This window comes from Inquilinus sp. CA228 (genome assembly GCF_052078665.1).
In the GTDB taxonomy this organism is placed as follows: domain Bacteria; phylum Pseudomonadota; class Alphaproteobacteria; order DSM-16000; family Inquilinaceae; genus Inquilinus.
Genome location: NZ_JBQJIK010000008.1, coordinates 64574 through 78589, shown reverse-complemented (window position 1 = coordinate 78589; position 14016 = coordinate 64574). Strand labels below are relative to the sequence as shown.

At 64.7% G+C, this 14016-nt stretch carries 14 protein-coding genes; 3 read left to right on the top strand and 11 right to left on the bottom strand.

All coding sequences use genetic code 11. From position 1 onward, the window contains the following. Positions 1-20: 20 nt before the first annotated feature. A complete protein-coding gene (locus tag ACTOWL_RS05575; protein WP_441320204.1) occupies positions 21-1823 on the bottom strand; it encodes a thiamine pyrophosphate-binding protein in 1803 nt (600 codons plus the stop codon). A gap of 390 nt (positions 1824-2213) precedes the next feature. Here ACTOWL_RS05575 and ACTOWL_RS05570 point away from each other — a divergent pair, with 390 nt between their 5' ends. After that, positions 2214-2903, top strand: coding sequence for a hypothetical protein (locus ACTOWL_RS05570; RefSeq protein ID WP_441320203.1), 690 nt, complete (start codon positions 2214-2216; stop codon positions 2901-2903). Positions 2904-2937: 34 nt separating this feature from the next. On the opposite strand, the gene ACTOWL_RS05565 is transcribed toward ACTOWL_RS05570, so the two are convergent. Further along, positions 2938-3765 carry a helix-turn-helix domain-containing protein gene (locus ACTOWL_RS05565; RefSeq protein WP_441320202.1) on the bottom strand — a complete coding sequence of 276 codons (828 nt, stop codon included), beginning with the start codon at positions 3763-3765 and terminating at the stop codon, positions 2938-2940. A gap of 131 nt (positions 3766-3896) precedes the next feature. On the opposite strand from ACTOWL_RS05565, the gene ACTOWL_RS05560 reads away from it, so the two are divergent. Both ACTOWL_RS05560 and ACTOWL_RS05555 read left to right on the top strand, forming a co-directional pair. Beyond that, positions 3897-4889, top strand: a complete 993-nt coding sequence (locus tag ACTOWL_RS05560) for a Gfo/Idh/MocA family protein (RefSeq protein ID WP_441320201.1) — start codon at positions 3897-3899, stop codon at positions 4887-4889. A 29-nt stretch (positions 4890-4918) separates the two neighbouring features. After that, positions 4919-5803, top strand: a complete 885-nt coding sequence (locus ACTOWL_RS05555; RefSeq protein ID WP_441320200.1) for a sugar phosphate isomerase/epimerase family protein — start codon at positions 4919-4921, stop codon at positions 5801-5803. A 137-nt stretch (positions 5804-5940) separates the two neighbouring features. On the opposite strand, the gene ACTOWL_RS05550 is transcribed toward ACTOWL_RS05555, so the two are convergent. The 9 genes from ACTOWL_RS05550 to ACTOWL_RS05510 form a co-directional block, all read right to left on the bottom strand. Further along, positions 5941-6555 (bottom strand): flavin reductase family protein, encoded by a 615-nt coding sequence (locus ACTOWL_RS05550; protein WP_441320199.1) that lies wholly within the window; start codon positions 6553-6555, stop codon positions 5941-5943. Beyond that, entirely contained in the window at positions 6552-7532 is a 981-nt protein-coding gene (locus ACTOWL_RS05545) for a carbon-nitrogen hydrolase family protein (protein ID WP_441320198.1), read from the bottom strand. Before ACTOWL_RS05545 ends, ACTOWL_RS05550 begins: the two co-directional genes overlap by 4 nt. A 12-nt stretch (positions 7533-7544) precedes the next feature. Then, the gene (locus ACTOWL_RS05540) at positions 7545-8432 is read right to left on the bottom strand and encodes an alpha/beta hydrolase (RefSeq protein ID WP_441320197.1); all 888 of its coding nucleotides are present in this window, start codon (positions 8430-8432) and stop codon (positions 7545-7547) included. 14 nt (positions 8433-8446) lie between these two features. Next, positions 8447-9142, bottom strand: coding sequence for an ABC transporter ATP-binding protein (locus ACTOWL_RS05535; protein ID WP_441320196.1), 696 nt, complete (start codon positions 9140-9142; stop codon positions 8447-8449). Then, a complete protein-coding gene (locus ACTOWL_RS05530; protein ID WP_441320195.1) occupies positions 9136-9927 on the bottom strand; it encodes an ABC transporter ATP-binding protein in 792 nt (263 codons plus the stop codon). Before ACTOWL_RS05530 ends, ACTOWL_RS05535 begins: the two co-directional genes overlap by 7 nt. After that, the gene (locus ACTOWL_RS05525) at positions 9920-10894 is read right to left on the bottom strand and encodes a branched-chain amino acid ABC transporter permease (RefSeq protein ID WP_441320194.1); all 975 of its coding nucleotides are present in this window, start codon (positions 10892-10894) and stop codon (positions 9920-9922) included. Before ACTOWL_RS05525 ends, ACTOWL_RS05530 begins: the two co-directional genes overlap by 8 nt. A 4-nt stretch (positions 10895-10898) precedes the next feature. Continuing rightward, positions 10899-11813, bottom strand: coding sequence for a branched-chain amino acid ABC transporter permease (locus ACTOWL_RS05520; protein ID WP_441320193.1), 915 nt, complete (start codon positions 11811-11813; stop codon positions 10899-10901). Between the two features lie 33 nt (positions 11814-11846). Continuing rightward, entirely contained in the window at positions 11847-13028 is a 1182-nt protein-coding gene (locus tag ACTOWL_RS05515; RefSeq protein WP_441320192.1) for an ABC transporter substrate-binding protein, read from the bottom strand. Positions 13029-13094: 66 nt separating this feature from the next. Further along, the gene (locus ACTOWL_RS05510) at positions 13095-14006 is read right to left on the bottom strand and encodes a fumarylacetoacetate hydrolase family protein (RefSeq protein WP_441320191.1); all 912 of its coding nucleotides are present in this window, start codon (positions 14004-14006) and stop codon (positions 13095-13097) included. Between the last annotated feature and the right edge of the window lie 10 nt (positions 14007-14016).

Below are 14016 nucleotides of genomic sequence, written 5' to 3'. Positions count from 1 at the left end.
CTTCGCCCCTCGCAGGCGTCTCAGAGGTGCTGCTCGCGTGCGCGCATTTCCGCGTACGCAGCCTGCTCCTTCTCGTAGTAGGCGGGGGATGGGAAGTCCCACCAGCCGGTCGCGAACGGGCCGGCCGCGTCGCGGGACACGGTCACCTCGACGAGGGCCGGGCCGCCGCACTCGAGCGCTGCCCTGAGGCTGCGCTCCAGATCCTCGTCCCTGTCCACCTTCCACGCCTCCAGGCCGAAGGCGCGCGCCGCCCCCGCGATGTCGGCCGAGTACGGCGCGCCGTTGCCCGCGTGGTTGTTGAACTCCGAGGCGACGTGCCGGCCCATGAATTTGCGCTGGCCGCCCCGGATCGACATGTAGCCCTGGTTGTTCAGCACGAGGAAGACGACGTTGATGCCGTTCATGACCGCCGTGCCCATCTCAGGCAGCGACATCATGAAGTCGCCGTCGCCCACGATCGCGACGACCTGTCGGTCCGGACGCGCGAGCTTGGCTCCGAGGGCCGCCGGGACGGCCCAGCCCATGGGCGAGTACGATCCCGAGGTCAGGTGCGTGCGCGGCTCGTATACCGGGAAGCTCTGCTTCACCGAGCCCTGCGTGTTGCCCGAGCCGACGACGATGATGCCGCTGCGGTCCAGCACCTGGCGGAGCGCCATCAGCGGCCGCTGCGAGGTGAAGGGCGTCTCGCGGCTGGTCTCGCGCGGCCCGGCCTGGGCGCGCCAGTCGGCCTTGGCCTTCTGCACGTCTGCGACGAAGGCGTCGCGGCGAGAGAGCATCTTGCGCGAGTCCGCCTCCGAGATCAGCGACAGGATCGCCTCCAGGGTCACCCTCGCGTCGGCGACGATGCCGACTTCGGTCTCGTAGTTCTTGCCGATCTCCCGCGGATCAAGGTCGATGTGGATGAGCTTCGCCGAGGGGATCGAGAACGAGACGCCCTTGGCGTAGGACGAGGCCGACCAGTCGGTGAAACGGCAGCCGACCGAGACGACGACGTCGGCGGACGCCGTGATCCTGTTGCCGCAGGTCGTGCCCGTCTGGCCCACGGCGCCGATGAAAAGCGCGTGATCCTCGGAGATGGCGCCCTTGCCGTTCCAGGTGATGGAAACCGCGGCACCCAGCTTTTCGGCGAGGCGGGTCAGCTCAGCGGACGCGTTCGCGGCGATGGCGCCGCCGCCCGCGACGATGACGGGACGCTCGGCGCTGAGCAGCACCTTGACCGCAGCCTCGATTGCCTTCGGGTCCGGGTAGGCGACGCCGGTCGGCAGGCGCCTCTGGAGCGGGTGGATCCTGACGTCGGCCGCCTCGACCTGCACGTCCATGGGGACTTCGACGTGAACCGGGCCGGGGCGGCCCGTGAGCATTTCGCTGAACGCGCGGTGCATGATGGTCGGCAGCACCTGGACCGAATTGGCCTGCCATGCGCGTTTGGTCACCTGCTCGGTGATGCGCGGGAAAGCGTTGTCCTGCTGGCGCTCGAGCTCCTGCATGGTGCCGTGTCCATGCATGTAGGTCTGCGGCGAGCCGGAGACGTAGAAGAGAGAGGTGGAGTCGCAGTAGGCGGTCGCCAGGCCGATGATCGTGTTGGCCGCGCCAGGGCCTACCGAGGTCGAGCACGCCATCGGCTTGCCGGAAGCACGGTAATAGCCGTCCGCCAAGTGCACCGCGCTCTGCTCGTGCATGACCTGAATGAACGGAAGCTGGGAGCCGTCCTCGAGGAACGCGTCGAACAGCGACCAGATGCCGTGACCGGGGACGCCAGCCACGTACTCTATGCCGTACTCCTTGAGCGCTCTCGCGACGACTTGGCCACCTGTCAGCATCATTTGATCGACCCTCTGGAGCTCGTTGTGGTTTCAGTCGGCGGGAAGCGACGTGCCCGAGCCTTCTGGCGACCGTGTCATTGTTCGGCGGACGAGGCGGGTCTGCAATTTCGCAAGCCCCGATTCACCGACGCAGCCTGACGCGGGGTTGGTTTCGGTGTGCTTCAGACTCGGGAACCCACTCAGAGGGCCCGCCGGCCTTGTCGCGCCGCGCGAACCAAGGTGGCCGCCCGCGGCGCCGCCGCGACCTTGGCCAAGCCGGCGGCTCCCTTCGCACGACGTCGCTTTGCCTGCGTCACTTTGCGAATAAAATAATCGGTGCGCGCAGTTTTTTGCGGTGTCGGGCCGTGGTCTGGTGGGCTGGGTACAATCTCAGGCTGCGGGAGCGCCGACGTGCGGAACCAACTCAGGGACTTGGCCTTCGCCGACCAGTTCATCTCGGCGAAGCTGGTGGAGAACGTCACGGACTTCGAGGTCGCGGACGCGGTCGTCGTCAATGTCAGCCCGTCGGCGATGACGACGGGGCACGAGCACCCGGCGGTCGTGCCGGCCTGGAAGTCCACCTGGCTGAAAGGCGGGGTGATCCGCTCCGCCGAGCGGGCCGCGGTGATCAAGGTAACCAACGCCACCAAGCTCGGCGGCTGCATGTTCCGCGGCTGGGACTGGCTCGGCAACCGCATCCGCAGCTTCCCGCGCGACACGCCGCTCTTCATCTCGGCGCAGGACGAGGTCGGGACAGTCTCGGTCGACCCGATGGTCTTCACCAACGAGCGGGCGCAGGCCGAAGCGGTGCAGCCCTTCACGCTCAAGCTCAATCTCTGGTGGGCGCCCGGGGACACTGACTGCTTCATCCACAACGAGCACGCTTTCCTGGAGACGCACGCGCAGATTCACGGCCAGGGCCGCATGCAGAAGTTCGCGCGGCGCGAGCCCGAGGCACTTTACGAGGATGTGGTGATGCCCGTCGGCCACTCGCACGACCCATTTTGCCGAGTCACGGGCCCGAACCAGTGGACCTACCCGTGGCACCGCTACTACTCGGACACCGACAGCGTCTGGCTCGCCGTCGAGCTCCATCCCTGACCCTCGCGCCGTGGCCGCCTCGGAGGGCGACGCCTTAGCTCATCTGGATCATGTCCGAGCCGTCGCCGAGATACTGCAGGGCCTCGCGGGGGATGGTCGGGTCGTTGCGGTCCATCACCGTCAGATCCTTGAGGTGCTCGCGACGCAGCAAGCCGGGCCCGCGGTAGTGCAGCGCGACCTTGGTCGAGTAGGGCTGGCGAAAGACGGTGGCAGCGATGCCGCTCGCTATGCCGAACATGAACTTCTTGGAGTTGCGCTTGACTTGCGCGTAGACGCCGAACGTCAGCTCGTTCGACTGGATCCCCTCGAAGTCGGCTGTGAACAGGCGGTCGGCCACGGAGAAGCAGAAACCGTAGTACTTGAACACGTACTCGGTCTTCCGAGGGTCGTCGAAGCTGGGAAACCGCTCGACGTAGTAGTGCTGCAGGAATTCCTCGTTCCGGTAGATGCAAAACGCGGACCTGAGGACGAAGCCCTTGTAGATGGACGAGTACTGGTAGCGATCGTAGACGCCGACCATGTCGTTGTGGTCGGCGTTATTCTCGACAATCATGTTGGAGACGAAGCGGGAGAACTCCGGCAGTTGCCGGGCCGTCTCCATCGCGTGGAAGAAGTTGCCGTCCACGAGCGTGCGGAACTCATCCGGGTCGGCGAAGAGAATAGGGACATTCAGGCCAAAGAAATTGGCGATCATCCTCAGGTTCGCGGCCGACGGGATGTGGGCCCCCGACAGATATTTGTTGAACTGCTGCCTGTTGACGTTGATCTTGCGGCAGACGGCAGCGACAGAGCCTTGTCGGTCGCAGAGTGTCCTCAGGTTGGCCCCCAACGCGGCGGCACCCTCCCGGTGTGGTTGTTCCATTTCTGGGCCCTGATGTGAAGCATCTCGACGCAACTCTACTTCGTCTTGCCAATAACTCCAATCGGCTGCGACGTTGCTGCTGGCTGCCGTCGGCGTCGATCCCCGAGCAATCGAATCGAAAGGACTGAACGGTGAAATCCGACAAGGAAGGCGGGTGGTCGGTGATGGGGACCGGCACGATCGCGACCGAGCAGATGGTCGCGGCGATTCGGTCCGTCGGTCACGAGCCCCTCTGGGTGGTCAGCCGGAACATTGACGACGCAAAGTCCTTCTCCGAGGACGTGAAGATCGCGCAGACGGCCGTGGCAGCGCCTCGGGCCCTCCGCGACCCCCGCGTCGACTTCGCCTATGTCAGCGCAGCCCGCGGCCGGCGGCGCCACTACATCTCGGCGGCGGCGGCCGCAGGCAAGCACGTGCTGTGCGACGGCCCGATCTCCGGCACCAGCCGCGCTGCGCGAACCCTCGTGGACCGGTGCAGGCAGGCAGGCGTGCTCCTCGCCCTCAACCAGCCTTTTCGGGCTTCGACGCTGCACCAGACGATGCGAAGGCTGCTGAGCGAGGGCGAGATTGGAACGCTTCAGTCCATCGTGATCGTCCGCGGCGCGCCGTTCCTGCCGCCGCCCCATCGCCGCATCGAGGAGGGCAAGCCTCACGGCGACGTTCTCCTCGACATGTCCATCGACAACATCGACCTCGCCCGCTTCCTGACCGGCCAGGATCCTGTCGAGGTCTCGGCGCTGTCGGCGGTGCCGCGCGGCGCACCCGCCGACCAGCTCTCCTATTCCATAGGCTTGTCCGGCGGAGCCCTCTTCCAGGCATACGAGAGCTTCAGCGCCGCCGAGATCGAGAGCATGGTCATGCTCGCGGGCGACCACGGGGCCCTGATTGCGCACGGCACACTGAATGGCAAGCCGTCTGGCACGCTGGTTCGGCGCGTAAACGGCAAAAACGAGCTGATCCCCGTGCGGGAGCGAGACCAGCACGTCACGACGGTCGAGGGCTTCATGGCGCTGGTCCGACGGCATCCCAGCTGGATGTGCGTTGGCGAAGACAATGTCGTCGCGCTGCGCGCTGCGGAGGCGGTGGCCGCCGCGAGAGCGCGACGCCATGTCGGCGTCGCCTGAGGCAGCGTGGCGCAACAAGGGACAAGGAAATGTCAAAGCGAAACGACAGGCTGATCTTTCACTCGATGGCTTCCAAGTTCAACACGCTGTCGATCGACATAGAGATCGCCCGCGCCGTCGGCTTCGACGGCCTGGAGACGTCCGGCCCCAAGATCGCCGCCTTCCTCGACGCCGGCTTCACCGCGCCGGAGTTGAGAAGCCGGCTGGACGGACTCCTCCTGCCCGGCATCGGGTTCCTGACAGACCTCGAGCGGCAGGGCGGGGGCCGCGCGGACATGCTGCGAGAGGCCGCCGAGCTCTGCCGGCTTGCGTCCGCGGCCGGCGCGAAGGCGATCGAAGCCATCACGGGCCCGCTGGACATAAGGGTCTTCGACAGCGGGTCCGACCGGCTTCACCCGCGCCTCTACCGGGGCCTCGTCGATCTGCCAGAGGACGCGCAGACCGCGCTGACCGCCGAGAACCTTCGTGACGTGGCGGACATCGCCGCCGACCACGGGCTGATCGTCTACCTGGAGGCCCTGTCCTGGACGCCATTGAACACGATTGACGCGCAGCTGCGGGTGCTCGAGCGGTGCGGGCGCGAGAACGTGAAGATCGTCATCGACTTCTGGCACGCCTACACCTCCGGCGACACGCCCGAGCGGCTTGCGAGCCTCGACAAGGAGATCATCTACGGGGTCCACCTTTGTGACTCCCTCCCCCACACCGGCGGAATACCGAACGAGGCCATGCTGCGCGACGTCCCCACCGGGAAGGGCGTGCTCGACCTCAAGGCCTGGGTGGACGCCGTGAAGGCGACCGGCTACGCCGGCTGGTGGAGTTGCGAACTGTTCTGCAACCGGCAGCACCAGGACAACAGCTTCGACATCGCCAGGGAGCTGAAGTCCCTGATGGAGCGGCTCGTCCTGACCTGACGCAGCGCCGGTGCGCGCTGGGCGTCGTTTTCCGTGAGACCACGAAGGCTTCACAGCGTTTTGCTGTCTCGGATCCCGCGGCCGGGCCTGGTGGTACCAGCATGATTCGCGGCTGAATAGCGGTGGAGGTATCGTCGCTATTTTGGCCAGATCGGCCTGTCGAGGTGGAAACGATCCGTTGTCCGCGCATAGACGCCGGCGCCGTGCATGCGTGCGACAAACTTCAGGGACTCGGTGTCGATGTGGCAGCGTTCCCGGTCCAGCACGAAGCGATCAGCGATATGCGCGCGCAGGATGCGGCCGATGACGACCGTCTGCAGCGGCCCGGTGACGAGTAAGGTCAGCGTCCTGCATTCGAACGAGACCTCTGAAGCCTTGATCCGCGGTGGCTGCACCTGATCGGAGCCAACGGCATCCAACCCAGCAAGGACGAGTTCGTCGACCTCCGGCGGCGCGTCGATGCAGGTCACGTTCATTGCCGCGGCATTGTCCTCCGACACCAGGTTCACAACGAACTCGCCGGTCTCCAGGATGTTGGCGGTGGTGTCCTTGAGAACGCCAGCCTTCGGCATGATACCAATCGCGACGGTCGGCGGGTCGTTGCCCATCATGTTGAAGAAGCTGAAGGGCGCCGCATTGATCACACCCTTGCGCGATTGCGTGGTGATCCAAGCAATCGGCCGTGGCACGATCGTCGCCGTCATGATCTTGTAGCGATCCTGCGACGGCAGCGTTTCCATGTCGAAGATCATGCGATGTCCCTGTTCTGGCAGAGGGCCACCGAATGGCTGGCCGTCAAGACGGCTTGCCGAGCCCGATTGTCGACGGAAAGTTGGAAGACATCAGGTCGGGCATAGTGTCCGACCACATCGAAATCGAATTTGCCGCGAATGACAGCCTGTGGATCAATCTCGGCATAGAGAATGGTCTCCCCGTCGAAATCGGGGCCGGCAAGGACTCTCCCCAGCGGATCAACGATGGCGCTGCCCCCTCGCATGAGAATGGTGGAGGGGTCGTCGCCGAGCGCGCACTCATAGGTCGCTGGATAAGCAGCACGCGTGATGTGCTGGCAGGCCGTCAACACGAAGCAGCGTCCTTCCAATGCGATATGGCGCATCGAAGGAAGCCAGGTATCGCGGTCATCCGCGGTCGGCGCGCAATAGATGCTGATCCCTTGGGCGAACATGTGCATACGCAGCATCGGCATGTAGTTTTCCCAGCAGATCACCGCGCCGATGCGCCCGAGAGGCGTCTCGAAGACGGGCATGGTCGAACCGTCGCCGAACCCCCAGATCAGCCGCTCGCCGGCCGTTGGCATCAGCTTCCGGTGCTTGCCGATCAGGCCGCGCTCTCCATCGAAGAACAGCACGGTGCAATAGAGTGTGCCGAGCTCGCGCTCGATGCAGCCCATCACGACGAAAAGGCCAGTACGAGCGGCCGATTCCGAGACCACTGCTACTTCCTCGCCGTCGAGGTCGATTGCCTGCTCCCAATAGACCTCGAAAGCCTCGCGCCCCTCCGGCTTGCGCATGCCGACCGGGGCGCCGAAGGAATTGCCCTTTGGGTAGCCGCCGAGAAAAGCCTCGGGGAAGAGGATGAGTTTCGCCTTCGCCATCGCCGCCTCGTCGATCAGAGCAGCCGCCTTGCGGGCCGATGCGAGCGAGTTGCCAGGGATCGAACCTGTCTGGGCGACGGCAGCCTTGTATGGCAGTAAGGAATCCTTGGGCATGGGGACTACCGTCTACTGGCTAGGAGAAAGCGACGCGGCAGCGGCCGCGATGGCGGACGTCAGGACACCATCCGGCTCGCTCAGGCTGAGCGCGATGTCGAAATGGTTGTAATCGGGCATGGGAATAAGCTCGCCACGATGGCCGGCGTCGATCCAGCGCGCTGTATAGTCCACGGTCTGCCGGCGAAACTCCGAGGTCTCCCGCCCGCCGACCGAGGTGAGAAGCAGCGCGGTAGAGCGCACCGGAATGTGGAGGATCGGACTGTTGCGGGCAATCGACGCATCGTCGAGATCGAGCCAGGCATTGACGTGCGTGTGGCGGAGCGGTGCGATATCATGCAGCCCTGAGAGAGCGAGTGCGATCGTGATCGCATCGTCCGGGACGCCGAAATCGGCGTGCCAGCCCTCGGCGAGCAACATGCCGACCAAATGGCCGCCGGCAGAGGATCCGCCGACTGCGAAGCCGCGCTGCGCCAAGCCGAACGCCGTCCGGCGGCGGTGCAGGAAGGCGAGGGCTGCGCGGGTCTGGCGCACGATCTCGTCAAGCGTCACCTCGGGCGCCAGAGTATAGTTCATGACGGCGACGGCGAAGCCTCGCGCTATCAGGCCCGCGACCACGAAAGCGTTGTCGTCCTTGGAACTCGCGCGCCAATAGCCGCCGTGGATCCAGAGGAAGAGCGGAGCCTTCGCCCCGGCAGGATAGAGATCAAGCGTTTCTCTGCTCGCGTCGTCGTAGACGATGTCGGCGAAGCGTCGATGATTCCGCTGAGCCTGCACGCTGACGGCGACATACTTCGCATGCTCAGCCTCGAAGGAAACGACGCTGGCACGCGCGTTGTATTCCCGGTCGAGTTCGAGATTCGCGATGTCGCGCCGAACCGGCTGGCTCTGCGTGTTCATTGTGCCGGCCTCCTTCAAAGACCGAGATAGCGGTGGGCGAGATCCGGATCGCCTTCGAGTTCAGCCGGCGTACCGGTCCAGACAACGCGCCCCTTCTCGATGACGTGATGCCGATCGACCAGCGAGGCCATCTCCGCCAAGTTCTTGTCGATCACCACGATGGTCTGGCCGGCCTCTTTGAGCGCGTGCAGACATCGCCAGATCTCGGCGCGGATCAATGGCGCCAATCCCTCGGTTGCCTCGTCAAGGATCAGCATATGCGGGTTGGTCATGAGCGCTCGCCCGATCGCAAGCATCTGCTGTTCGCCACCCGACAGGGTCCGGGCCGACTGGCGCCGCCGCTCGCCGAGCCGCGGGAACAACGTCACGACGCGCGGCAAAGTCCAGCGGGCGTTCGAGCCGCTGCGTGCCGTGGCGATGAGATTCTCCTCCACAGTCAGGGAAGGAAATATGCGTCTCCCCTCGGGAACGAGCCCGATGCCGAGCCGAGCGATTGCATTCGGGGCGAGGCCCGCGAGTGGCTTGCCGCCGAAGGCGATCTCCCCTTCACTCGGCCGGTTGAGGCCCATGATCGCGCGGACCGTTGTCGTCTTGCCCATACCGTTGCGACCGATCAGCGAGACGACCTCGCCGGTGCGCGCTTCGAAGGATAGCCCGAAGAGGACCCGAGCCTGGCCGTAGCCGGCATTGATATCGCGGACGCTCAGCATGTCGGCTCCGCTCCGAGGTAGGCGGCCCGAACCTCCGGATGGGTGCGGATCTCTTCGACCGTGCCAGTGAAGATGCGGCGCCCGTAGACCAGCACACTGATGCGGTCGGCGAGTGCGAACACCGCGCCCATATCATGCTCGACGAGCAGGATCGCGTATTGCCCCTTGAGCGCCGCCAGCAAACGGGTCATGGCGGCCGACTCCTCTGGCCCCAGCCCTGCCATCGGTTCGTCGAGCAGCAACAGCTTCGGCCGGCGCGCAAGCGCCACGGCTATCTCGAGCAGCCGGCGTTCGCCATGACCCAGCGTCGCGACGCGCCGCCCAGCCTGTTCGCCGAGGCCGACCTCCGTGAGCCGCTCCCGCGCCTGCGCCACGAGACCAACATTACGGCGCGGATTGGACAGCATGCCGGAGGATCTGCCCGCGCCGGTCTCGATCGAAAGCAGGACATTCTCCAGCGTGGTGAAGTCCTGGCAGAGCTGCGTGATCTGGAAGGTTCGTCCGAGGCCAAGGCGAGCGCGCAGATGCGGCTTTAGTCGCGTCATATCTCGCCCGTTGAAACGGATGCTGCCACTATCCGGTCGCACCTCACCGCAGATCTGAGAGATCAGCGTTGACTTGCCGGCGCCGTTCGGCCCGATCAGCGCGTGAAGTTCTCCGGGCCGGATCTCCAGCGTCACGCTGTCGGTCGCGACCAGAGCGCCGAATGCCTTGCGCAGGTTGTCGATCGCGAGGGTAGGCGCCGCGCCACCACAAATCGCTTCGCCGATGGCCGCCTTAGTCATGGCGCTCACCGAAGAGGCGACCGGCGACGCCGCGTCGGCCGCACAGTGCAATCAGTGTAACAATCGGGCCCATCACGATCATCCAGTGCTCGGTCCAGATCGAGAGAAGCTGCTCCAGCGCGATGTATACGGCTGTGCCGGCGATCGGTCCGAACAACGTGCCGAGACCGCCCAGCACCACGATGGCGATGAACTCCCCTGACTTGCTCCAGGCGGCCATATCCGGCGAGACGAAGCGGGCGTAGTTCGCCCAGAGAACGCCAGCCAGCCCCGCGCCGATGGCGGAAATGACAAAGGCGGCCAGGCGGACCGGAAACGGATTGACCCCGAGATTGACCGACCGCCGCTCGCTTTGCCGCAGGGCCTGCAGGATCATTCCAAAGCGGGAGTTCACGATCGTCGAGCAAAATGCCGTCCAGCATACGAGCAGTGCGACGCAGACAAAGTAGAAGGTCTTCGGCTGTGTGAGATCGACGAAAGGCAAGTCGTTGCGACGGTCGAGCAGCAGGCCGTCGTCGCCGCCGTAATTCTGAAGCGAAACCAGCAAGAAGAAGATCAGTTGGGCGAAAGCCAGAGTGATCATGATAAACTGCACGCCGCTCGTCTTGAGGGAAAGCGCCCCGACCACCGCAGCGAGCACGGCGCAGGCGATGAGCGCCAGCGGCCAGACGACGAGTGCCGCATTCGAGCCCGCCCAGCCGAAGAGTGGTTCGCCGCCATTGGTGTGGAAAGCGATGATGCCGACGGCGTAGCCGCCCAGCCCGAAGAACATGGCATGGCCGAAGCTGACCAACGCGCCGTAGCCGAGAATGAGGTCCAGGCTCACCGCCGCGATGGCATAGATCGCGACCCGATTTGCCAGGCCGAGAAGGCCTGCCGATCCGGTGACGTCTCCGATGAATGGTGCGACCAGCAACGCAGCAAGCCCGGCGACGAGAATGGTCTGGCGGATCCGCGGATGTGTCATCCGTTCACCCTCGTGCCGGCAGCAGGCCGTTCGGCTTCAGCAGCAGAACGACCGCCATGAGGAGATAGATGCTCGCGGACACGAGGCCGGCCCCGACTGTATCGGCGGTCGCGGCGGGCAGCGAGAGCTGCAGGATCTGCGGGATGTAGGCTCGCCCAAGTCCGTCGACCATGCCAACGAGCAAGGCTCCGACAAACGCGCCGCGCACCGAGCCGACGCCGCCGATGACGATTACGACGAAGGTCGTGATCAGCACACGCTCGCCCATCCCGATCTCGACAGCGAGCAGCGGCGCCGCCATGACGCCGGCGAGCCCGCAGAGCGTGCCGCCGAGGCCGAAGACCAGCGTATAGAGGCGCCGGATGTTGATCCCGAGCGCATCGACCATCTCTCGGTCGTCGGCCCCGGCCCGGATCAGCATGCCAACACGGGTGTGGTTGACGAGGACCCAGAGCCCGATCGCCACCAGCGCGGCGACGGCAATGATGGCAAGCCGCATCAGCGAATAGTCGAGGCCCGGCAGGAGGGGCACGGCACCCTGGAGGAAGGACGGAACATCTACCAACGGCGGGCGACGGCCGAAGATCAGGCTGACCGCCTCGTTGGTGAACAGGATCAGGCCAAACGTCGCCAGGACCTGATAAAGATGGTCCCGCCGATAGAGCCATTGCACGACCGCGATTTCAACGAGCACAGCATAAAGCCCGGCTCCCAGCAGGGCTGCGGCGACCGCGATCAGGAAGGAGCCGGTCGACAACAGCGCGAAGGCCGCGCAATAGGCGCCGACCATGTAGAACACGCCATGGGCGAGGTTGATTACCCCCATGATGCCGAAGATCAGCGTCAGTCCGGAGGCCAGTAGAAAAAGCATGGCTCCGTACTGCAAGCTGTTGAGTGTCTGCTCAATGAAGAGAATCATGTCCGATCTCGTCTCGCGGCTACCCTTAAGACGTCAGTTCATCTTGCAGCTGGCCGCGTATGCGTCGCGGTAGCCACTTGCGACCTTTCGAACGACGGTTTGTACCATCTTGCCCGAAGGGCTCTTCTCGAACTTGGTCAAGTAGTAGTCTTGGATCGGATGCTGGTTGTTGCCGAAGGCGAAACTGCCGCGGACCGCGGTGAATTTTGCCTCGCGTAGTGCCGCACGGAACTCGTCTTGCCTGCCGATGTCCCCGTTGACAGCCTTGAGCGCGCTGCCGATCAGATTGGCCGTATCGTAGGCCTGTTGCGCGTACATGGTCGGTGTCCTGGAATAGGCTTTGCGGAAAGCCTCCACGAATTCCTTCGAGGCCGGAGTGTCGAATTCCGGGGTCCAGATCGCCGAAGCGTAGATGCCCTCGGCGGCGTCTCCAGTCGCGGCGACCATTCGCGCATCCATGGAAAAGCTCGGAATCAGCATCGGGATTGATCTGCTGAGTCCCGAGCCGGCATATTGTTTGGCGAAGTTGATGCCGGCCCCACCGGGGTGGAACTGATAGATCGCGTCGGGCGCGAGTGCGCGGATGCGGGCCAGCTCGACCGAGAAATCAGTCTGATCGAGCTTGGTGTAGATCTCACCGAGCACCTCGCCCTTGTAAGTGCGCTTGAAGCCCTCGAGAGCGTCGCGGCCGGCTTGATAGTTCGGCGCGAGCAGAACCATGCGCTTGTAGCCGAGTTCGTTGGCCGAAATGCCGGCCGCCTCATGGAAGGCATCGTTCTGGAACGAGGCGACGAAGTAATTGGGGTTGCACTTCTCGCCCGCGAAGGTCGAAGGACCGGCATTGACGCTGACGTAGAAGCCGCCGGATTCCAGAACGCTGGGGACCACGGCGGCCAGCACGTTCGAGAAATTGACGCCGGTGAATAGCTTGACGCCGGATTGGACCATCCGGTCCGCCGCCTGCTTGGCATTGGCCGGCTTCAGCGCATCATCCTCGACGAGCAGTTCGACGGGTACGCCGCCGAGCTTGCCGTCCGTCATGGCGAGTTCGAAGCCGGCACGAATGTCTTCGCCGATATAGCCGGCCGGCGTGGACAGCGTGGTGATGAACCCGATTGGAACCGGGGCGCTTGCCTGCGCCGCGGCGGGGCCGCTCGCCACGGATGTGAGCACGGCGGCAGCCAATAGGTGCTTCAGTTTGGATCCCTGTTTCATCGAAGAGTCTCCGCTTTTTTTCTGCAGGCCGGCCGTCACGGTCGGTCTTTCACCAAAGCCCGGAACTCAAGCCGCGACGACGGGGTGACGAAGCGTTCCGATGCTATCGACGCCGGCCTCGACGACATCACCCGGCCAGAGCCACTCCTGCGGAGCCCGGCCGGCACCCACGCCATCGGGAGTGCCGGTCGCGATGATGTCGCCAGGCTCCAGGGTGATAGCCGCACTGATATCGGCGATCAGCGCTGGGACCTTGAACAACATGTGGCGCGTGTTGGAGCGCTGCTTGGTTTCGCCGTTCACGGTCAGCCAGAGGTCGAGGTCGTGGGGATCGGCGATCTCGTCTGCCGTGACGATGCATGGCCCGAACGGTGCGTAGGTGTCCTGCCCCTTGGAATAGATCCACTGGCCGGCGCGGCGATTGTCGCGGGCGCTGATATCGATCATGACGCTGTAGCCGAAGACGAATCCCAGCGCGTCGGCCTCCATCACGCGTCGCGCGGTCCTGCCCATGACGACGGCAAGCTCGACCTCCCAGTCGAGCTGCTGCGTGATACGGGAATTGTGCTCGATCGCCTCGCCCGGCCCAATGACCGTCGTCGGAGGCTTCGAGAAGATCACCGGCTGCTTCGGCAAGTCCTTCGACGTATCGAGTGTGCGGGCCGATTCCGCGACATGCTCGACGTAGTTCAGGCCGATGCCGAAGATGTTCTTGCGGGGACGCGGGATCGGTGCGAGCAGCTTGACGTTGACAAGCGGGACCGCGGAGCCGACTGGCCAGCGATCGCGATGCACCTCGAGAGCGGATTTGAGGGCCGCCAGCGCCGGCGGGCCGAGATCAATGAAGTCCAGAATGGCAGATGGCAGGTCGGATCCGGCCTTGCCGCCGATCATCGCGACATCGACGACGAGATCGTCCTCGACGACGCCGAGACGCGCCGCTGCGTCGATCGACGCGCGATAGGTAACGAACCTCATGGTGTGACGA

Bases quoted from the DNA above. Each gene is read 5' to 3' on its own strand.
- ACTOWL_RS05575 (WP_441320204.1), bottom strand. From the start codon at position 1,823: ATGATGCTGACAGGTGGCCAAGTCGTCGCGAGAGCGCTCAAGGAGTAC.
- ACTOWL_RS05565 (WP_441320202.1), bottom strand. From the start codon at position 3,765: ATGGAACAACCACACCGGGAGGGTGCCGCCGCGTTGGGGGCCAACCTG.
- ACTOWL_RS05555 (WP_441320200.1), top strand. From the start codon at position 4,919: ATGTCAAAGCGAAACGACAGGCTGATCTTTCACTCGATGGCTTCCAAG.
- ACTOWL_RS05550 (WP_441320199.1), bottom strand. From the start codon at position 6,555: ATGATCTTCGACATGGAAACGCTGCCGTCGCAGGATCGCTACAAGATC.
- ACTOWL_RS05545 (WP_441320198.1), bottom strand. From the start codon at position 7,532: ATGCCCAAGGATTCCTTACTGCCATACAAGGCTGCCGTCGCCCAGACA.
- ACTOWL_RS05540 (WP_441320197.1), bottom strand. From the start codon at position 8,432: ATGAACACGCAGAGCCAGCCGGTTCGGCGCGACATCGCGAATCTCGAA.
- ACTOWL_RS05535 (WP_441320196.1), bottom strand. From the start codon at position 9,142: ATGCTGAGCGTCCGCGATATCAATGCCGGCTACGGCCAGGCTCGGGTC.
- ACTOWL_RS05530 (WP_441320195.1), bottom strand. From the start codon at position 9,927: ATGACTAAGGCGGCCATCGGCGAAGCGATTTGTGGTGGCGCGGCGCCT.
- ACTOWL_RS05525 (WP_441320194.1), bottom strand. From the start codon at position 10,894: ATGACACATCCGCGGATCCGCCAGACCATTCTCGTCGCCGGGCTTGCT.
- ACTOWL_RS05520 (WP_441320193.1), bottom strand. From the start codon at position 11,813: ATGATTCTCTTCATTGAGCAGACACTCAACAGCTTGCAGTACGGAGCC.
- ACTOWL_RS05515 (WP_441320192.1), bottom strand. From the start codon at position 13,028: ATGAAACAGGGATCCAAACTGAAGCACCTATTGGCTGCCGCCGTGCTC.
- ACTOWL_RS05510 (WP_441320191.1), bottom strand. From the start codon at position 14,006: ATGAGGTTCGTTACCTATCGCGCGTCGATCGACGCAGCGGCGCGTCTC.